18 protein-coding genes, 3 tRNA genes and 1 rRNA gene are annotated in these 17,499 nt (G+C 62.5%); 13 read left to right on the top strand and 9 right to left on the bottom strand.

Annotation, left to right across the window (positions count from 1 at the left end; all coding sequences use genetic code 11):
- The first annotated feature begins 47 nt into the window (after positions 1 to 47).
- Positions 48 to 920, top strand: coding sequence for a LysR family transcriptional regulator (locus tag FAZ11_RS08740; RefSeq protein ID WP_058771830.1), 873 nt, complete (start codon positions 48 to 50; stop codon positions 918 to 920).
- Position 921: 1 nt separating this feature from the next.
- Here the strand turns inward: FAZ11_RS08740 and FAZ11_RS08735 are convergent, their stop codons facing one another.
- Positions 922 to 1,959 carry an NADP(H)-dependent aldo-keto reductase gene (locus tag FAZ11_RS08735; RefSeq protein WP_058771829.1) on the bottom strand — a complete coding sequence of 346 codons (1,038 nt, stop codon included), beginning with the start codon at positions 1,957 to 1,959 and terminating at the stop codon, positions 922 to 924.
- Between the two features lie 203 nt (positions 1,960 to 2,162).
- On the opposite strand from FAZ11_RS08735, the gene FAZ11_RS08730 reads away from it, so the two are divergent.
- The 6 genes from FAZ11_RS08730 (at position 2,163) to tcyN (ending at position 7,684) form a co-directional block, all read left to right on the top strand.
- The gene (locus tag FAZ11_RS08730; RefSeq protein ID WP_137279177.1) at positions 2,163 to 3,314 is read left to right on the top strand and encodes a glutathione-independent formaldehyde dehydrogenase; all 1,152 of its coding nucleotides are present in this window, start codon (positions 2,163 to 2,165) and stop codon (positions 3,312 to 3,314) included.
- Between the two features lie 157 nt (positions 3,315 to 3,471).
- Positions 3,472 to 4,125, top strand: a complete 654-nt coding sequence (locus FAZ11_RS08725; protein ID WP_058771827.1) for a 7-cyano-7-deazaguanine/7-aminomethyl-7-deazaguanine transporter — start codon at positions 3,472 to 3,474, stop codon at positions 4,123 to 4,125.
- A 225-nt stretch (positions 4,126 to 4,350) separates the two neighbouring features.
- Positions 4,351 to 5,343 (top strand): D-cysteine desulfhydrase, encoded by a 993-nt coding sequence (locus tag FAZ11_RS08720; protein WP_058771826.1) that lies wholly within the window; start codon positions 4,351 to 4,353, stop codon positions 5,341 to 5,343.
- 96 nt (positions 5,344 to 5,439) lie between these two features.
- Positions 5,440 to 6,252: a cystine ABC transporter substrate-binding protein gene (gene tcyJ / locus FAZ11_RS08715; protein ID WP_193557146.1), complete on the top strand. Its 813-nt coding sequence runs from the start codon at positions 5,440 to 5,442 to the stop codon at positions 6,250 to 6,252.
- Positions 6,249 to 6,923: a cystine ABC transporter permease gene (tcyL, locus tag FAZ11_RS08710; protein WP_058763152.1), complete on the top strand. Its 675-nt coding sequence runs from the start codon at positions 6,249 to 6,251 to the stop codon at positions 6,921 to 6,923. The genes tcyJ and tcyL overlap by 4 nt, the downstream gene beginning before the upstream one ends.
- Positions 6,920 to 7,684 (top strand): L-cystine ABC transporter ATP-binding protein TcyN, encoded by a 765-nt coding sequence (tcyN, locus tag FAZ11_RS08705; protein WP_058771825.1) that lies wholly within the window; start codon positions 6,920 to 6,922, stop codon positions 7,682 to 7,684. The genes tcyL and tcyN overlap by 4 nt, the downstream gene beginning before the upstream one ends.
- Here tcyN and epsC read toward each other — a convergent pair.
- Positions 7,675 to 8,619, bottom strand: a complete 945-nt coding sequence (gene epsC / locus FAZ11_RS08700) for a serine O-acetyltransferase EpsC (protein WP_058766149.1) — start codon at positions 8,617 to 8,619, stop codon at positions 7,675 to 7,677. The genes tcyN and epsC overlap by 10 nt on opposite strands.
- Positions 8,620 to 8,734: 115 nt before the next feature.
- On the opposite strand from epsC, the gene sseA reads away from it, so the two are divergent.
- The 6 genes from sseA to FAZ11_RS08670 all read left to right on the top strand — a co-directional run bounded on the left by sseA (position 8,735) and on the right by FAZ11_RS08670 (position 13,424).
- Entirely contained in the window at positions 8,735 to 9,586 is an 852-nt protein-coding gene (gene sseA, locus FAZ11_RS08695) for a 3-mercaptopyruvate sulfurtransferase (protein ID WP_058771824.1), read from the top strand.
- 147 nt (positions 9,587 to 9,733) lie between these two features.
- Complete coding sequence (gene ahpC, locus FAZ11_RS08690; protein ID WP_007161854.1) at positions 9,734 to 10,297, top strand: alkyl hydroperoxide reductase subunit C; 564 nt, start codon at positions 9,734 to 9,736, stop codon at positions 10,295 to 10,297.
- An 82-nt stretch (positions 10,298 to 10,379) separates the two neighbouring features.
- Positions 10,380 to 11,939, top strand: coding sequence for an alkyl hydroperoxide reductase subunit F (ahpF, locus tag FAZ11_RS08685; RefSeq protein ID WP_058763144.1), 1,560 nt, complete (start codon positions 10,380 to 10,382; stop codon positions 11,937 to 11,939).
- A 209-nt stretch (positions 11,940 to 12,148) separates the two neighbouring features.
- Positions 12,149 to 12,814: a gamma-glutamylcyclotransferase gene (locus tag FAZ11_RS08680; protein WP_058766150.1), complete on the top strand. Its 666-nt coding sequence runs from the start codon at positions 12,149 to 12,151 to the stop codon at positions 12,812 to 12,814.
- Entirely contained in the window at positions 12,811 to 13,038 is a 228-nt protein-coding gene (locus tag FAZ11_RS24950; RefSeq protein ID WP_058771823.1) for a TIGR02450 family Trp-rich protein, read from the top strand. Before FAZ11_RS08680 ends, FAZ11_RS24950 begins: the two co-directional genes overlap by 4 nt.
- Before the next feature lie 125 nt (positions 13,039 to 13,163).
- Positions 13,164 to 13,424 carry a hypothetical protein gene (locus FAZ11_RS08670; RefSeq protein WP_058763137.1) on the top strand — a complete coding sequence of 87 codons (261 nt, stop codon included), beginning with the start codon at positions 13,164 to 13,166 and terminating at the stop codon, positions 13,422 to 13,424.
- Between the two features lie 45 nt (positions 13,425 to 13,469).
- Here FAZ11_RS08670 and FAZ11_RS08665 read toward each other — a convergent pair.
- The 7 genes from FAZ11_RS08665 to rrf form a co-directional block, all read right to left on the bottom strand.
- Positions 13,470 to 13,556: transfer RNA gene (locus FAZ11_RS08665), tRNA-Leu, on the bottom strand.
- A gap of 106 nt (positions 13,557 to 13,662) precedes the next feature.
- A tRNA-Cys gene (locus FAZ11_RS08660) sits at positions 13,663 to 13,736 on the bottom strand.
- A gap of 36 nt (positions 13,737 to 13,772) precedes the next feature.
- Positions 13,773 to 13,848, bottom strand: a tRNA-Gly gene (locus tag FAZ11_RS08655).
- Between the two features lie 60 nt (positions 13,849 to 13,908).
- Positions 13,909 to 14,469 (bottom strand): CDP-diacylglycerol--glycerol-3-phosphate 3-phosphatidyltransferase, encoded by a 561-nt coding sequence (gene pgsA / locus FAZ11_RS08650; protein WP_058771822.1) that lies wholly within the window; start codon positions 14,467 to 14,469, stop codon positions 13,909 to 13,911.
- A 32-nt stretch (positions 14,470 to 14,501) separates the two neighbouring features.
- Positions 14,502 to 16,328, bottom strand: a complete 1,827-nt coding sequence (uvrC, locus tag FAZ11_RS08645) for an excinuclease ABC subunit UvrC (protein WP_058763132.1) — start codon at positions 16,326 to 16,328, stop codon at positions 14,502 to 14,504.
- 1 nt (position 16,329) lies between these two features.
- On the bottom strand, positions 16,330 to 16,974 hold the full coding sequence (gene gacA, locus FAZ11_RS08640) for a response regulator transcription factor GacA (protein WP_058763130.1): 645 nt from the start codon (positions 16,972 to 16,974) through the stop codon (positions 16,330 to 16,332).
- 411 nt (positions 16,975 to 17,385) lie between these two features.
- Positions 17,386 to 17,499 (bottom strand): 5S ribosomal RNA (rrf, locus tag FAZ11_RS08635); the annotation flags it as partial.

Genomic DNA, 17,499 nt, shown 5'->3' with positions numbered 1-17,499 from the left:
AGGCGGTATGCCCTACATAGGCGTTGCGGTCAGGAGGCCAGGCACGGATGCACTATCAACTGGAACACAGCGACCTGACGCTGGTACTGGCGCTGAGTCGCGGGGCGACCCTTGCCCGGGCGGCCCAGTTGCTGGCGCAGGATGTTTCTTCGGTACACCGCGCCCTCGGACGGCTCGAGGCGCGCCTGGGCCTGGCGCTGTTCGAGCGTGGGCGCCACGGCTGCCGACCGCTGCCCCCGGTGCTGCCGCTGATTCAGGCGGCGCAGGCCGCCGAAGACGCCTTGCTGGCCGCCAGGGCCGAGTTGCTGGCCGAAGAGGCACCGCCCAGTGGCAGCGTGCGCCTGAGTACCACCGATGCGGTGCTCGAACGTCTGCTGGTGCCGCTCCTGGATGCCTTCCTGGCGCGCTATCCGCAGATTCGCCTGGAGCTCACCACCGACAACGCCTTCGTCAACCTGAGCCGGCACGAAGCGGACCTGGCCCTGCGCCTGACGGCCAGTCCGCCCAGCCACCTGGTCGGCCGGCGCCTGCGGCAGGTCCAGTACCGTCTGTGCGCCACGGCGACCTATCTCGAACGTGCCGGCACCCAGGCCAGCGACTGGCGCTGGCTGGCGCCCGATGACCTGCTGCCCGACCATCCCAGCGTGCTCTGGCGGCGCCGGGAATATCCGGGCAGCGAGGCCTGGGTGAAGTGCGACACCCTGCTCGGCGTGGCCCGCCTGGTACGCGCCGGGCTGGGTGTCGCCCTGCTCCCGGACTACCTCATCGATCCCGACTGGGTCCTGCTGGCCACCCCGCAAGATCTGCCACCGATGGAACTCTGGCTGCTGATGCGCCCCGGCTGCCGGGCGATCCGCCCGGTACAGGTGCTGTACCAGGCGCTGGCTGCCGGATTGGGCGACCGTCCCGACAACGCCTGACTCAGGGCGCGGGGTTGGGCTGATCGACGTGGATCTTCTCGATGGCCGCGAGCGTCTCGGCATCCAGCTCCAGTTCACTGCTCGCCAGATTGCTTTCCAACTGGGCGAGCGAGGTGGCACCGATGATATTGCTGGTCACGAAGGGTCGGCTGGTGACGAAGGCCAGGGCCATCTGCGCCGGGTCCAGCCCGCGCTCGCGGGCCAGCTCGACATAGGCCTGGGCGGCGCGCTGCGTTTGCGGATTGCTGTAGCGCTGGAAGCGTTCGAACAGGGTCAGGCGTGCCCCTGCCGGACGAGCGCCGTTCAGGTACTTACCCGCGAGCACCCCGAAGGCCAGCGGCGAATAGGCCAGTAGCCCCACCTGCTCGCGTATGGCCTGCTCGGCCAGGCCCACTTCGAAGCTGCGGTTGAGCAGGTTATAGGGATTCTGGATCGACACCACCCGCGGCCAGCCACGGGTCTCGCTCAGGTGCAGGAAGCGCTGCACACCCCAGGGCGTTTCATTGGACAGCCCCACATGGCGGACCTTGCCGGCCTTCACCAGGCCATCCAGGGCTTCCAGGGTCTCTTCGAGGGGCGTGAAGTCGGTATCGTTGTGTACGTAGCCCAACTGGCCGAAGTAGTTGGTGCGCCGATCCGGCCAGTGCAGTTGATAGAGATCCAGATAATCGGTGTTCAGGCGCTGCAGGCTGGCATCCAGCGCCGCGGTGAGATTGGCTTTGGTGAAGGCCAGGCCGCCGTTGCGGATGTAGTCCATGTCGCGGCCGGGGCCAGCCGCCTTGCTCGCCAGCACCCAGTCGGCCCGGTCCCCGTGCTGGCGGAAGTAGTTGCCGATGATGGTCTCGGTACGGGTGTAGGTCTCGGCGCGCGGCGGCACCGGATACATCTCGGCGGTATCCAGCAGATTGACGCCGGCCGCCTTGGCGACTCGAATCTGCTCGAAGGCTTCTGCCTCGGTGTTCTGCTCGCCCCAGGTCATGGTGCCCAGGGAAATGGCGCTCACCTTCAGCTCGGTTCGGCCCAGGGATCGATAGTGCATGGCAAGCCTCTTTGGTGGTCAAAAGCGCAACGTTAGCAGGACTCCTAAGCGCAGCCCAACTCGTCTGACGATTTGAACTCCCTTCCGCTTGACGATGCCCTCCCCCTGAGGCGACAGCTAAAGCCGCTCTCTCATAGGGACGATTTCCATCAACCCAAACGGGTGCCCGTAACGGACCAGCGCGGCACTCCGGAGTGCACATCATGAAAGCTGTGGTTTACCAGGGCCCGCGCGACGTCGCGGTCAAGAACGTAGACGACGCCCGCATCGAAAAACCCACCGACGTCCTCGTCAGGATCACCACCACCAACATCTGCGGCTCGGACTTGCACATGTACGAAGGCCGAACCAGCTTCGAAAGCGGCCGGGTCTTCGGCCACGAGAACCTCGGCGAAGTGGTCGAGGTCGGTGTCGGTGTCGGTGTCGGTGTCGACCGCATCAAGGTCGGTGACCGGGTCTGCCTGCCCTTCAACATCGGCTGCGGCTTCTGCGAGAACTGCGAACGCGGACTGACCGGCTTCTGCCTCACCGCCAACCCGGGTGTCGCCGGCGCGGCCTACGGCTTCGCCGACATGGGGCCCTACCAGGGCGGCCAGGCGGAATTGCTGCGAGTGCCCTATGCCGACTTCAACTGCCTGGTATTGCCCGAGGACGCCGCGGAACGCGAAGACGACTATGTGATGCTGTCCGACATCTTTCCCACCGGTTGGCATGCCACCGAACTGGCCGGCCTGCGCCCCGGGGAGTCCATCGCCATCTATGGCGCGGGCCCGGTCGGCCTCATGGCCACCCACGCCGCCATGATCCGCGGCGCCTCCGAGGTCTATGTGGTCGACGACCAGCCGGATCGCCTGGCGCTGGCGGAAAAACTCGGGGCCAAGGCCATCCATGCCAAGGAGGGCGATGCGGTCGAGCAGATCCTCAATCTCACCCACGGGCGGGGTACCGACCGTGGCTGCGAGTGCGTCGGCTACCAGTGCTGTGATCACCATGGGCACGAAGTCAATCACCTCACCATGAACAACCTGGTGGCCTCGACGCGGGCCACCGGCGGCATCGGCGTGGTCGGGGTATTCGTGCCCCAGGACCCGGGCGGCCAGAACGACCTGGCCAAGCAAGGCAAGATGGCCTTCGACTTCGGCAACTTCTGGTTCAAGGGCCAGAAAATCCGCACCGGCCAGGCCAACGTCAAGAATTACAACCGCGAGCTGGCGCGGTTGATCCATGCAGGCAAGGCGCGACCCTCGCAGATCATTTCCCACCGCCTGAGCCTGACCGAAGCACCGGACGCCTATCGGCATTTCGATGCGCGGGACGATGGCTGGACCAAGGTAGTGCTCAAGCCGGCCGCCTGAGTCTGTTTAGCCTGGAAGGGGACGCTCCCGACGGGCGACTCCCTTCCCGGTGCGGGCGTTCGCTGGTGATAGGCGCCCTGTTTGGGCTAGGATGGCGCCGCCCCGGATCCCGGGGCCTGGGTTCCCTCACCCCAGGTACCTTCAAAAAGGCCTACTCATGCTCGCACGTCTCGATTCCGCGCGCCGCACGGCGGTCGCCGCGCTGGTCGCTTTCCACGTCCTCATCATCATCGCCAGCAACTACCTGGTGCAGTTACCGCTGCAACTGTTCGGCTGGCACACCACCTGGGGCGCCTTCAGCTTCCCCTTCATCTTTCTCGCCACCGACCTCACCGTCCGCTTGCTGGGCAAGGCGCCCGCCAGGCAGGTCATCGCCCGGGTGATGCTCCCGGCGCTGTTGGCGTCCTATGTCATTTCCGTGCTCTTCCAGGACGGCGGCTTCCAGGGCTGGGCGGCGCTGGCCGCGGTCAACGTCTTCGTCCTGCGCATCTCCCTGGCCAGTTTCTGCGCCTATGTGCTGGGCCAGTTGCTCGACATCCAGGTGTTCGACCGCCTGCGCCGTTCGCGTCATTGGTGGCTGGCGCCCACCGTCTCGACCCTGTTCGGCAACGCCCTCGACACCCTCGCCTTCTTCTCCGTGGCCTTCTGGCGCAGCGACAACCCCTTCATGGCCGCCCACTGGCCGGAAATCGCGCTGGTCGACTACGGGGTGAAGCTGACCGTCAGCCTGATTCTCTTCGTACCGCTCTACGGCATGCTGTTGCGTTCGCTGCTGCCCCAGACTCTGGCGCGGCGCCCGAGCCTGGCCTGAGTCCAGCATTAGAGTCTGTTCAAAATCTCGCGAGCTAGAGCCAAACAAGGCCTGGGCGGCCCCACGAAAACGCCTGAGGAAGCGGAGTTTACGAGTGGTAAATGAGCATTCCGAAGGCGTTTTCAACGCAGTTTGGCCGACGCGCAGCAGATTTTGAACAGGCTCTTAGAGGTCGGCGCCTCTTCGGTCTAGATTGAAGTTCCCGTCATTTACCCAGGTCTCGTCATGCTCGCTACCGCCCTCGCCCGTTTTCCCCGCCTGGTGTTGCAGCCTTCCGCCACCTCGCTGGACTTCCTGCCGCGGTTGTCGGCGGAGTTGGGGCGGGCGGTGTATTGCAAGCGCGACGACACCACCAGCCTGGCCCTGGGCGGCAACAAGGTGCGCAAGCTGGAATACCTGGTCGCCGAGGCCCTGGCCGAAGGCGCCGACACCCTGGTGACCGCCGGCGCCATCCAGTCCAACCATGTCCGCCAGACCGCCGCGGTCGCCGCCCAGCAGGGCCTGGACTGCGTAGCCCTGCTGGAAAATCCCATCGCCACGCACGATCCGGGCTACCTGCACGGCGGTAACCGCCTGCTGCTCGAACTGTTCGGTGCCCAAATCAAACCAGTCGCGGCCCTCGACGACCCGGCCGGCCAGCTGGCAGCCGAAGCCGAGCGTCTGCGCCAGCAGGGCCGCACGCCCAAGGTGATTCCCATCGGTGGCTCCAATGCGCGGGGTGCCTTGGGCTACGTCCGGGCCGGACTCGAACTGGCCGATCAACTCCAGGCCCTGGAACTGCAACCCGCCGCCGTCATCGTCGCCTCGGGCAGCGCCGGCACCCAGGCCGGCCTGGATCTGGCCCTGGATCACCTCCGACCGGGCCTGCCAGTCATAGGGATCACCGTTTCACGCAGCAACGCCGAGCAATTGCCACGCGTGGCGCTGCTACGCCAGCAACTGGCCGAGCTGTTGGACGTCGCCGCGCCCCGGAACGCCCCTATCCTGTACGACGGCTACTACGGACCGCGCTACGGCGAACCCAATGCCGGCACCCTGGCAGCCATCCGCCGGCTGGGCCGCCTGGAAGGCCTGGTCCTGGACCCGGTCTACACCGGCAAGGCCATGGCCGGCCTGCTGGACCTGGCGGCCCGCGATGAATTGCCGCCTGGACCGCTGGTGTTCCTGCACACCGGAGGCGCACCGGGCACCTTCGCCTATGGCGACTGGCTGGCGTGAACGCCTGCCCAATTCCTCTGAAGATGGCATAACGTCAGCAGTTTTCGCACTAAGGTTGTCTGATCAGATACCTTCATAGTGGCGCACCCCATACCCATAAGGATCTCATCCATGCGCAAATCCCTGTCCCTTCGTCTCTTCCGCAGCGCCGCCCTGTTGCTCGCCCTGGGCCTGGCCCATCAGGCCACGGCTCAGGCCGAAGACCTGCTGCAAACCGTCAAGCAGCGTGGCGAATTGATCGTCGGCCTGGAAGGCACCTACCCGCCCTTCAGTTTCCAGGATGAAAACGGTCAGCTGACCGGCTTCGAAGTGGACTTCGCCAAGGCGCTGGCCAAGGAGTTGGGCGTTAAGGCTAAGATCGAGCCTGGCAAATGGGATGGCCTGCTGGCCGCCCTGGAGTCCCGCCGCCTGGACGTAGTGATCAACCAGGTAACGATCAGCGACGAGCGCAAGAAAAAGTACGATTTCTCCACCCCCTATACCGTGTCCGGCATCCAGGCCCTGGTGCGCAAGGAAGACGCCGACAAGATCAAGACCGCCGCCGATCTCGCCGGCAAGAAGGTCGGCGTCGGCCTGGGCACCAACTACGAACAGTGGCTGCGCCAGAACGTCCCTAAGGCCGATGTCCGTACCTATGAAGACGATCCCACCAAGTACCAGGATCTGCGCGTCGGCCGCATCGACGTCATCCTCGTCGATCGCCTCGCCGCCCTGGAGTTGCTGGCCAAGACCAAGGATCGCCTGGCCCTGGCCGGCGAGCCCTTCAGCCGCCAGGAATCGGGTATCGCCGAACGCAAGGGCGACCCTGAATTCCATGCGGCGATCGACCAGGCCATCGCCAAGCTGAGGGCCGACGGCACCCTGGCGAAGATCTCCGAGAAGTGGTTCAAGGCTGACGTCACCCAATGACCGACACGCTACAACTTCTGCTCGATTCGCTGCCCTTCCTGCTGAAGGGCGCGATCTGGACGGTGGTCCTGAGTCTCGGCGGCATGTTCTTCGGACTGCTGCTGGGCTTCGGCCTGGCCCTGCTGCGCCGCTCGCAACAGCTGCTGTTGCGCGGCGTCGCCCGGCTCTACATTTCCTTCTTCCGGGGGACCCCGCTGCTGGTGCAGCTGTTCGTCATCTACTACGGCCTACCCGAACTCGGCGTGCAGCTCGATCCGTTGCCGGCAGCCCTGATCGGCTTTTCGCTGAACATGGCTGCCTACACGGCGGAGATCATCCGCTCGGCCATCGGCGCCATCGACCGTGGCCAGTGGGAAGCCGCCGCCAGCATCGGCATGACACCGCTGCAGACCCTGAGGCGCGCCATCCTGCCCCAGGCCTTGCGCATCGCCCTGCCGCCGCTCGGCAACAGCTTCATCGCGCTGGTGAAGGACACCTCGCTGGCAGCCACCATTCAGGTGCCCGAGCTGTTCCGCCAGGCCCAGTTGATCACCGCCCGGACCTTCGAGATCTTCAGTCTCTATCTCGCCGCGGCCTTGCTCTATTGGATTCTGGCCAGCCTCCTGTCCACGCTGCAGGAACGCCTGGAGCGCCACTACGGACGCCACCTCAACGAAAGAGGCCCGTCATGATCGAGGTCAGAGGGCTGTCCAAGTCCTTCCGCCAGCAGACCGTCCTCCAGGCCATCGCCCTGGACGTAGCCCAGGGCGAAGTGGTTGCCATCATCGGCCCGAGCGGCTCGGGCAAGACCACCTTGCTGCGCTGTTTGAATCTGTTGGAAACGCCGGACGCCGGCAGCATCAGCCTGGGCGACCTGCACATCGATGCGGCCCGACCGCTGAAGGCGCAGCAGGCAGCGATCCGCCAGCTACGCCAGCGCATGGGCTTCGTCTTCCAGAACTTCAATCTCTTTCCCCATCGCACCGCGCTGGAGAACGTGATCGAGGGGCCCATCATCGTCCAGGGCGAAGACCGCGCCGCCGCCCTCGCCCACGGCAGCGAACTGCTCGCCAAGGTTGGCTTGGCCGACAAGGCCGATACCTATCCGGGGCAGTTGTCCGGGGGCCAGCAACAGCGCGTCGCCATCGCCCGGGCGCTGGCCATGCGACCCCAGGCGATCCTCTTCGACGAACCCACCTCCGCGCTGGATCCCGAGCGGGTCGGCGAGGTACTGCAGACGATTCGCAGCCTGGCCCAGGAAGGGCGCACCCTACTCATCGTCACCCACGAGATGGCCTTCGCCCGTGACGTCGCCCACCGGGTGTTGTTCATGGACGGCGGTCGCATCGTCGAGCAGGGTCCAGCCGCCGAGCTCTTCAATCACCCGCGTGAAGAACGAACCCGGCGTTTCCTCGCCAAGTTCGTTCGCGACCAGGCTTCCGACTACTCCTGAGCCAAGCCGGCGCAGCCCTGCAGGCTGGCCTGGCTCACGTTGCTGTTGGCCGGCACGCCATGGGTCAGCCAGACGTTGCCGCCGATGGTGGAGCCCTGGCCGATGGTGATGCGGCCCAGGATGGTCGCCCCGGCATAGATCACCACATCGTCCTCGACGATGGGATGCCGCGGGTGGCCCTTCTTGAGGTTGCCCTCGGCATCGGCCGGGAAACGCTTGGCGCCCAGGGTCACCGCCTGGTAGATCCGCACCCGGTCGCCGATGATGCAGGTCTCGCCGATCACCACGCCGGTGCCATGGTCGATGAAGAAGCCTTCGCCGATCTGGGCGCCCGGATGGATGTCGATCCCGGTGGCCGAATGGGCGCGCTCGCTGACCATGCGCGCCAGCAGCGGCAGGCCGCTACGGTAGAAGTGGTGCGCGATACGGTGGTGGATCATGGCGTGGATACCCGGATAGCACAGCAGCACCTCGTCCACGCTACGCGCGGCCGGGTCGCCCTGGTAGGCAGCGATCACATCGGTATCCAGCAGCCGGCGCAGATCCGGCAAGGCCAGGGCGAACGCCTGCACCAGGCGCCGGGCCTCTGCGCCGCGATCGCCCCCATTCTCGCCACGCTGCTTGGCGAAATAATCGAGCTCCAACTTGGCCTGGATCACCAGGGCGTTGAGCGCGCGCTCGAGTTCGAAGCCGACGTAGAAATCCTCGCTTTCCTGGCGCAGCTGATCCGGACCGAGCCGCAGGGGAAAGAGCGCGCCGCTCAGGGACTCGATCACACTCGCCATCACGCTGCGCGAGGGCAACTCGCGGCCGCTGAATTCACGGAAACGCCCGTGGGTTTCCCGCCAATCGCTACGGGCGGCATGCAGCTCACCGACGATGCGGCTCAACTGCCAGTCGTTGCCACCCTTGGAGGGCCCGTTAAGTTCGCTCATAAGTCATCTACCCAGTTGCCAAGCCGTCGAGGATAAAGTATCCGCTCATCCGTGACAGCCCATGCCGTCCACGGCACGCTAAGCTGTCATCCTTCGCCAACCCAGGAGCGCCACCATGATCTCCTCCCCCCTGGTCACCGCCGCCTGGCTGCAGGAGCAGTTGGGTCGCACGGATCTGCTGATCCTCGATGCCAGTCTCTATCTGCCGAACGAGCCGCAAGATGCCGACGAACTCTATCGGCAGCAGCACATCCCCGGCGCCCTGCGTTTCGATATCGACCTCTTTTCCGATCCGGATACCTCGCTCCCGCACATGGTGCCCAGTGCCGGCCGCTTCGCCAGGCTGGCGGGCGAACTGGGCGTCATGCCTGCAACCTTCATCGTAGCCTACGACCAGAAAGGCCTCTTCTCGGCCGCCCGCGCCTGGTGGCTGTTCCGTCTGTTCGGACACGAGCAGGTGGCGGTGCTGGATGGCGGCCTGCCGCATTGGCGCGACCTGGGTCTACCCCTGGAAGCCGGCGAGAACCGCCCTGAACCCCAGGCGCCCTATCCCACCGCCTTGAACAATCGCCTGCTCTGCGGCCTGGGTGATGTCCAGACCGCGCTCGCCGTGGGCCAGACCCAGGTGCTCGATGCCAGAGGCGCCAAACGCTTCGCCGGCGAGGTTCCGGAACCGCGGCCGGGCGTCGCGTCGGGGCATATGCCTGGCAGCCTGAACCTGCCCTACGACAGCCTGCTGACCGCGGCGGGCACCCTGCTGTCGCCGCAGGAACTGCGCCAGCGTTTCCAGGCGCTGGGCGTCGACGGCCTGCATCCGGTCATCACCAGCTGCGGTAGCGGCGTCACGGCTGCCGTTCTGCTGTTGGCGCTGAGTGTCGCCGGCCTGCCGGATGGGCGGCTGTACGATGGCTCCTGGAGCGAATGGGGCCAGCACCAGGCCACGCCCAAAGCGCTCGGCCACGCCTAAATCACTGATTTCACACAAACCCTGTAGTATTCGATAGAGGCGCCTAATCACTGACATCGCCTTTAACAATGAGGCAAATCGTCAAAAGGCGATTAGCATGCGTCCTATCGATTTCAACCCTTACCTTAAACCCTCAAGGAGTCATCAATGTCCCTGATCAACACCGAAGTGAAGCCTTTCACCGCGACTGCCTACCACAACGGCAAATTCGTCCAGGTGACCGAGGCCGATCTGAAGGGCAAGTGGTCCGCCATCGTCTTCTACCCGGCTGACTTCACCTTCGTGTGCCCCACCGAGCTGGAAGACCTTGCTGACCTGTACCCCGAGTTCCAGAAGCTGGGCGTCGAGATCTACGGCGTGTCCTGCGACACCCACTTCGCGCACAAGGCCTGGCACGACACCTCCGAGGCCATCAAGAAGGTCAACTACCCGCTGGTCGGTGATCCCACCGCTCGCCTGGCGCGCAACTTCGAAGTCCTGATCGAAGAAGAAGGCCTGGCCCTGCGTGGCACCTTCCTGATCAACCCGGAAGGCCAGATCAAGCTGTGCGAAATCCACGACAACGGCATCGGCCGTGACGCCAGCGAACTGCTGCGCAAGGTCCGCGCCGCTCAGTACGTCGCCAACCACCCGGGCGAAGTCTGCCCCGCCAAGTGGAAAGAAGGCGAAGCGACCCTGACCCCCTCGCTGGACCTGGTCGGCAAGATCTAAGCCCGCCTGATCTAGCCCGAGCGCCCGGGCGCCTCGCCCGCGCGCTCTTTTTTTGCCCATTTTTTACGGAAGCCACGTCGCCATGTTGGACGCCAATCTGAAAGCCCAGCTCAAGACCTACCTCGAACGCGTCACGCGCCCCATCGAGATCGTCGCGTCCCTCGACGATGGCGCGAAGTCCCGTGAAATGCTCAGCCTGCTGCAAGACATCGCCAGCCTGTCCGACCAGGTCAGCCTGAGCACCGATGGCAGCGATGAGCGCCGTCCCTCCTTCGCCCTGCTGACCCCTGGTCAGAACATCGACCTGCGTTTCGCCGGTCTGCCCATGGGCCACGAATTCACCTCCCTGGTCCTGGCCCTGTTGCAAGTCGGCGGTCATCCGTCCAAGGCCAGCCAGGACGTCATCGAGCAGGTCAAGGCCCTCGACGGCGACTACCAGTTCGAAACCTATTTCTCCCTGTCCTGCCAGAATTGCCCCGACGTGGTCCAGGCCCTGAACCTGATGGCCGTGCTCAATCCGCGGGTCAAGCATGTCGCCGTCGACGGCGCCCTGTTCCAGGACGAAGTCGAGCGCCGCCAGATCATGGCCGTGCCCAGCGTCTACCTGAACGGTGAGCCCTTCGGCCAGGGCCGCATGGGTCTGGAAGAAATCGTCGCCAAGCTCGACACCGGCGCCGCTGCCCGCTCCGCCGACAAGCTCAACGCCAAGGACGCCTTCGACGTGCTGGTCATCGGCGGTGGCCCGGCCGGTGCTGCCGCTGCGGTCTACGCCGCGCGCAAAGGTATCCGCACCGGCGTAGCCGCCGAGCGCTTCGGCGGTCAGGTGCTGGACACCCTGGCCATCGAGAACTTCATCTCCATCAAGGAGACCGAAGGCCCGAAACTCGCCATGGCACTGGAAGAGCACGTCAAGCAGTACGAAGTGGACATCATGAACCTGCAGCGTGCCGAGCAGCTGATCCCGGCCCACGAAGCCGGCGGCCTGCACGAAGTTCGCTTCGCCGACGGCGGCTCGCTCAAGGCCAAGACGCTGATCCTCGCCACCGGTGCCCGCTGGCGCGAAATGAACGTGCCCGGCGAGAAGGAGTACCGCAATCGTGGCGTGGCCTACTGCCCCCACTGCGACGGCCCCCTGTTCAAGGGTAAGCGCGTCGCCGTGATCGGTGGCGGTAACTCGGGTGTCGAGGCCGCCATCGACCTGGCCGGCATCGTTGCCCACGTCACCCTGATCGAGTACGACGGTCAACTGCGCGCCGACGCCGTGCTGCAGCGCAAGCTGTTCAGCCTGCCCAACGTCACCGTGATCACCAGCGCCCTCACCAGCGAGGTCAAGGGTGATGGCCAGAAGGTCAACGGCCTCGTCTACAAGGACCGCAACTCAAGCGAATTCCACCATGTGGATCTCGAAGGTGTCTTCGTCCAGATCGGCCTAGTACCCAACACCGATTGGCTCAAGGGTACCGTGGAGTTGTCGCCGCGCGGCGAGATCGAAGTCGACGCCCGTTGCCAGACCTCGCTACCCGGTGTCTTCGCCGCTGGCGACGTCACCACCGTCCCCTACAAGCAGATCGTCATCGCTCTGGGCGAAGGGGCTAAGGCCTCACTCGCGTCCTTCGATCACCTGATCCGCACCAGCGCCTGATTCACCGCCTTTCCCAAGCCCGGCTCCGGCCGGGCTTTTTTTCGCCTGAGGTTTTCCATTCCGCTCTTTGGCATGTTTCTCGCTGTGCTCTAACCAAGCGTCATAAAGATGGGCACGAACGGTCTATGGGTTCCCAGCATACTTTCGTTAGGATCTTATGACCGAGCCCGAAAGACTCGGCAGCTTTTGCGGTTGAGGACCAGGCACCTATGCACAGACAGATTTCTTCCAGCACTCTCGCTTCCTACCCACCCAAGCTTGCGCCTGCCACGCCCCTCACCCACCCGGAACTCGTTGCCTCCCTGGAGGCTACCCTGGCGCAACGCAAGCCTGGCCCGGTCTGGCTGTTTGCCTATGGCTCACTCATCTGGCGCCCCGAATGCCCGGCAGTTGCAGCCCGCAGGGCACGGGTGCATGGCTATCACCGCGGCCTCTATCTCTGGTCTCAACTGCATCGAGGCACACCCGAACAACCCGGTTTGGTGCTAGGCCTGGATCGCGGCGGTTCCTGCTCGGGCTTCGCCTACCAGTTGCCCGATGACCAGTTGGACGACCATCTGCTGGCCTTGTGGAAGCGGGAGATGCCGGACGGCTCCTACCGTCCGCGCTGGCTGCACTGCCATCTGGAGGACGGCAGCAAGGTCCAGGCGCTCGGTTTCGTCCTCAAGCGCAATCTGCCCTGCTACGCCGGCAATCTTCCGGAGGACATCCTCAACCGCGTGCTGACCGAAGCCTGCGGTCATTTCGGTACCACACTGGAGTACGTAGAGCGCACCATCTCGGCGCTCAGAGCCCATGCCATGCCCGATCGCAATCTCGAGGCACTCTTGCAGCGTTATCGCCGTGCTCCTCTACTGGAGGCCATGCAGGGATGACGGCCAGACGCATCAATCCCAGCAAGCTGCTGCACAGCAAATGGACTGCCGTGCAGCCCCGTGAGCGCCAGCGTCACTTCATCGTGACCCGCGTCTATACGCCTGAAGTGGAGAGCGAGCCCATCTCGCGAATAGATCTACAAGCGGTTCTCACTCGTCGTACATGGACGCTGGACTGGCATGAGCTGCTGGATGCAGAATGCTGGCTGCAAGGCTGGCAATGAACTCCGAACGCAGGACTGTGATTTTGCGATTAGCATCGCGATATGACAGCACTCCTTAGCAAAGGTGAAACCCTGTAACAGCCAATGCTGTCACAGTGCCACCTTTGAACAGGAAGCTTTTCCGGATGACCCTCTATGTGGAACTCGCCAGCGCCTTCAATACCTTGAAAGGTGGCTTCGAGCCGTTACGTTGCGTGATATCGACGCGGGATCCACGGGCCTACGATGTCGAGGTGTTCTCACGCGGCGGTCAGTCAGTGCTCAAACGCCCCATCGCCCGCACCGAACTTCTAGATGCTGCCATGCTAGAGGCCTTCATCCTGGATAGCCGCTCACGCATCGAGCGCGACGCGGACGAAACACCCTACTGGACAATCCCCTCCTAAACGAAAAAGACCCCTAGTGCGTACACGAGGGGTCTTTCAGATGGATGGTGCCCGAGGCCGGAATCGAACCGGCACGACCGCGAAGTCGAGGGATTTTAAGTCCCTTGTGTCTACCAGTTTCACCACTCGGGCAAAGCCGAATCCTGACCAGGCAGGACGCTTAACACCTAATCCAGTACCCAAACATCCCTGGATGATGAAAAGCCCCGTAGACCGGAATCTACGGGGCTCTCAATAGTGGAGGCCGAGGTCGGAATCGAACCGGCGTACACGGATTTGCAATCCGCTGCATGACCACTCTGCCACCCGGCCTCAAACCTGAATGTCTTGCGACACTCATGTAAAACTTGGAGCGGGAAACGAGACTCGAACTCGCGACCCCGACCTTGGCAAGGTCGTGCTCTACCAACTGAGCTATTCCCGCTTGGTGACGGGCGCCATTCTATATCAGCCACCCGACATGTCAACCCATTGATTCAAAAACTTATTTTTTTTTCTCAGCGCTCATCAGATGGGGCCAAGCCGCCACCAGATAGGTACACATGGACCATAGCGTCAAAGCAGCAGCGATGATGAGCAAGGTATATCCGCTTATCACCCAGAAGGTGAGCTGCGGCGGATTGGCCAGCAGTATTACCAACGCCAACATCTGTGCAGCTGTCTTCCATTTGCCCAGGTTGGACACCGCGACCTGCGCCCGCGCCCCGAGCTCCGCCATCCACTCGCGTAAGGCTGATACCACTATCTCTCGTCCGACGATGATCACGGCCGGAAGCGTCAGCCAGGCATTGGCATGCTCCTGCACGAGCAGCACCAGAGCCACTGCAACGATCAACTTGTCAGCAACCGGATCCAAGAAGGCACCAAAGGGCGTGCTCTGCCCAAGCCGACGCGCTAGATAGCCATCCAACCAATCGGTCGCGCAGGCAATGGCGAAAATCGTGCTCGCCGTCCAGTAGCTCCAGTGAACCGGCAGATAGAACAGAATAACGAACAAGGGGATGAGAAAGACGCGCAGTACGGTAAGCAGATTTGGAATATTCATTGGCGCGGCTGTTGATGAACGTGGGGGCAATTCTACTCGCTGTGCAAGGCGGCATAAATCTGCTCGGCGAGCTTTTTGCTGATACTGGGCGACTTGGCGATCTCCTCGATGCTCGCCCGCTGTAGCTCTCTCAAACCACCGAAGTGTTTCAAGAGCTCCTGTCTGCGCTTGGGCCCTATACCTGCAACCTCCTCCAGGGAGGAAGTACGCCGCGCCTTGCCCCGACGCGCTCTATGACCCGTAATCGCGAAGCGGTGCGCCTCGTCACGGATCTGCTGGATGAGATGCAAGGCTGGAGAATGCGCCGGGAGCGTGAACTCGTTCGATGGGTCATCCAGATACAACGTTTCGAGGCCCGGCTTGCGCGTGACACCCTTGGCGACACCCAACAGAACCAAATCGGGGACCGCCAGCTCCCTGAGCACTTCACGAGCCATCGCCAACTGTCCCTTGCCACCGTCCACCAGCAGAATATCAGGCAGCTTACCCTCACCCGCCTTGAGCCGACTGAAACGTCGAGTGAGCGCCTGGTGCATGGCGGCATAGTCATCGCCAGCCGTAACGCCTTCGATGTTGTAACGACGATAATCTGACTTAAGCGGTCCTTCCGGCCCAAAGACGACGCAGGATGCTACCGTTGCCTCGCCACTGGAGTGACTGATATCGAAACACTCCAAGCGCTGCGGAGGCTCTGGTAGATCCAGCGCCTGCACCAGGGCATCGAAACGCACGCCCATGTGTTGTCGATTGGCCAAGCGCGTGTTCAGTGCCTGCTCAGCATTAGTGACAGCCAATTGCTGCCAGCGAGCCCTGGTACCGCGCACACGATGCGCGATGACCAATTGCCGTTTGTGAACCTCGGAGAAGGCATCTATCAGCGTAGGGAAATCATCGTGTACAGAATTCACGATAATTTCATCCGGAAGATCCCGCTCCAAATAGGCGAGGTAGTACTGCTCCAGGAATGCGGCCAGGACCTCGCTGGCATCCTCCTCGATACCCACCTCGGGGAAAAAGTTCTTGCTACCCAATACCCGGCCGCCGCGGACGCTGATCAGATGCACGCACGCCCCACCCGGGTTGACCATGGCCGCGATGACATCGACATCGCCACTGCCACCTTCGATGCTCTGCTGATCCTGAACCCGCCTGACCAGCGCGAGTTGATCGCGCAGCTCCGCAGCACGCTCGAACTCCAAGCCGATCGAGGCCGTTTCCATCTTGACCTGTAGCTCTTCAGCCAAAGCATTGCTGCGGCCCTCGAGGAACATTGCCGAGTGACGAACATCCTCGGCATATTCCTGCTGACTCACCAAGGCGACGCAAGGCCCCTTGCACCTTTTGATCTGATACTGCAGACAAGGACGAGTACGATTGCGGAAGTAGTTGTCGTCGCACTGCCTGACCTGAAAAGCCTTTTGCAGCAAATTAAGGCTTTCACGGATCGCACCAGCACTGGGATAGGGGCCGAAATAGCGCCCCTTCCCTCTCTTCTCACCACGATGAATGGTCAGCCGGGGATACTGGTCTTCGGTGGAGAGATAGACGTAGGGATAGGACTTATCGTCCCGAAGCAGGATGTTGTACGGCGGACGCCATTGTTTGATCAGGTTCTGCTCGAGCAGCAGGGCTTCCGTTTCGTTACCGGTAATGGTGGTCTCGATCTGTGCGATCTTCGAGACCATCGATGCGGTTTTAGGGGCAAGACCAGTCTTTCTAAAATAGCTAGAAAGCCTATTTTTAAGATTTTTGGCCTTACCTACGTATAAGAGCTTGCCGCCCTCATCAAACATCCGGTAGACACCGGGACGACCACTACAGCCGGACAAAAAAGCTGCAGCATCAAAAGAGTGACTCATATCAACTCGTTGCATCCACCATGCCATGGCGAACGGCCAACATGGCCAATTCGACATCGCTGGTAATCGATAATTTCTCGAATATACGATAGCGGTAGGTATTAACAGTCTTTGGAGACAGGCATAGTTTGTCGGATATGACCTGGACTTTCTGACAACCCGCTATCATCAAGGCAATCTGAATTTCTCGCTCCGACAGCTGATCGAACGGCGACGCCTCAGCCTTGGATTGAAAAGGCTTCAGTGCCAGCTGCTGAGCGATCTGAGCGCTGATGTAGCGACGCCCGGCGAATGCTTGCTTGATAGCGGTGATCATCTCTTCGATGTCGGCCCCTTTGGTCAGGTAGCCAGAAGCACCGGCCTGCAGGAGACGCGTAGGAAAGGGATCCTCCTCGCAAGCGGTCACCACCACGACTTTCATATCGGATTGGCTACGCAAAAGCTTGCGGGTGGCTTCAAGCCCTCCGATACCAGGCATCCTGACATCCATCAGGACCACATCCGGCTGAAGTTCACGAGCGAGTTTAAGTGCGGTCTCTCCACTGTCAGCCTGGCCAACGACCTGAATCCCCGCAACATCGGCGAGCATCCTGACAATTCCAGTACGGACAAGATCGTGATCGTCGACAACCAGCACTTTGATCAAAATCGAATCCTCTTCGCTTGCGCTTTCATCGCTTGCGTTGCCTTTAGCCAGAATACCAAAGGGCCTGATGGCCCCAGGGATAAGATCCTAGGCTAAGCTGCAAATTTTGTCAGTCCAGCAAAAAAAAAGGGGTACGACGTTCCGCACCCCTGCCTATCAGCCCTAAGCTGTTCATCATTGTATACCTAAAAAATTCAAAAAAATGAAGCGGATCCGAGACCTTGCTGGCAAATGGCTGCGCGACGCGCCTAGCCCCCTCTCCCTCGGGGAGAGGGCTGGGGTGAGGGCAACCCAGCCACATGACCTACCCGCTTCCGTCTCGAGCGCTTTTGGCGCCCCAGCCAAACTTTTCCCGCCCCAAAGACAACACCCCCGCCAGAATGAACTGAGCGGGGGTGCTGGGTATTAGGCGCTTGACGATGACCTACTCTCACATGGGGAAACCCCACACTACCATCGGCGATGCATCGTTTCACTTCTGAGTTCGGGAAGGGATCAGGTGGTTCCAATGCTCTATGTTCGTCA

The organism is Pseudomonas rhizoryzae, from assembly GCF_005250615.1.
GTDB lineage: Bacteria > Pseudomonadota > Gammaproteobacteria > Pseudomonadales > Pseudomonadaceae > Chryseomonas > Chryseomonas rhizoryzae.
Note: the sequence above shows the minus strand (reverse complement) of the source record. Positions and strands in the feature narration are given on the sequence as shown.

What these genes read in the sequence shown, in the direction of transcription:
- tcyN (WP_058771825.1), top strand. Translation starts at nt 6,920, where the DNA reads ATGATCGAGGTCAGAGGGCTGTCCAAGTCCTTCCGCCAGCAGACCGTC.
- FAZ11_RS08680 (WP_058766150.1), top strand. Translation starts at nt 12,149, where the DNA reads ATGCACAGACAGATTTCTTCCAGCACTCTCGCTTCCTACCCACCCAAG.
- FAZ11_RS08735 (WP_058771829.1), bottom strand. Translation starts at nt 1,959, where the DNA reads ATGCACTATCGATCCCTGGGCCGAACCGAGCTGAAGGTGAGCGCCATT.
- sseA (WP_058771824.1), top strand. Translation starts at nt 8,735, where the DNA reads ATGATCTCCTCCCCCCTGGTCACCGCCGCCTGGCTGCAGGAGCAGTTG.
- FAZ11_RS24950 (WP_058771823.1), top strand. Translation starts at nt 12,811, where the DNA reads ATGACGGCCAGACGCATCAATCCCAGCAAGCTGCTGCACAGCAAATGG.
- FAZ11_RS08720 (WP_058771826.1), top strand. Translation starts at nt 4,351, where the DNA reads ATGCTCGCTACCGCCCTCGCCCGTTTTCCCCGCCTGGTGTTGCAGCCT.
- ahpC (WP_007161854.1), top strand. Translation starts at nt 9,734, where the DNA reads ATGTCCCTGATCAACACCGAAGTGAAGCCTTTCACCGCGACTGCCTAC.
- ahpF (WP_058763144.1), top strand. Translation starts at nt 10,380, where the DNA reads ATGTTGGACGCCAATCTGAAAGCCCAGCTCAAGACCTACCTCGAACGC.
- uvrC (WP_058763132.1), bottom strand. Translation starts at nt 16,328, where the DNA reads ATGAGTCACTCTTTTGATGCTGCAGCTTTTTTGTCCGGCTGTAGTGGT.
- tcyL (WP_058763152.1), top strand. Translation starts at nt 6,249, where the DNA reads ATGACCGACACGCTACAACTTCTGCTCGATTCGCTGCCCTTCCTGCTG.
- FAZ11_RS08730 (WP_137279177.1), top strand. Translation starts at nt 2,163, where the DNA reads ATGAAAGCTGTGGTTTACCAGGGCCCGCGCGACGTCGCGGTCAAGAAC.
- epsC (WP_058766149.1), bottom strand. Translation starts at nt 8,619, where the DNA reads ATGAGCGAACTTAACGGGCCCTCCAAGGGTGGCAACGACTGGCAGTTG.
- FAZ11_RS08725 (WP_058771827.1), top strand. Translation starts at nt 3,472, where the DNA reads ATGCTCGCACGTCTCGATTCCGCGCGCCGCACGGCGGTCGCCGCGCTG.
- FAZ11_RS08670 (WP_058763137.1), top strand. Translation starts at nt 13,164, where the DNA reads ATGACCCTCTATGTGGAACTCGCCAGCGCCTTCAATACCTTGAAAGGT.
- FAZ11_RS08740 (WP_058771830.1), top strand. Translation starts at nt 48, where the DNA reads ATGCACTATCAACTGGAACACAGCGACCTGACGCTGGTACTGGCGCTG.
- pgsA (WP_058771822.1), bottom strand. Translation starts at nt 14,469, where the DNA reads ATGAATATTCCAAATCTGCTTACCGTACTGCGCGTCTTTCTCATCCCC.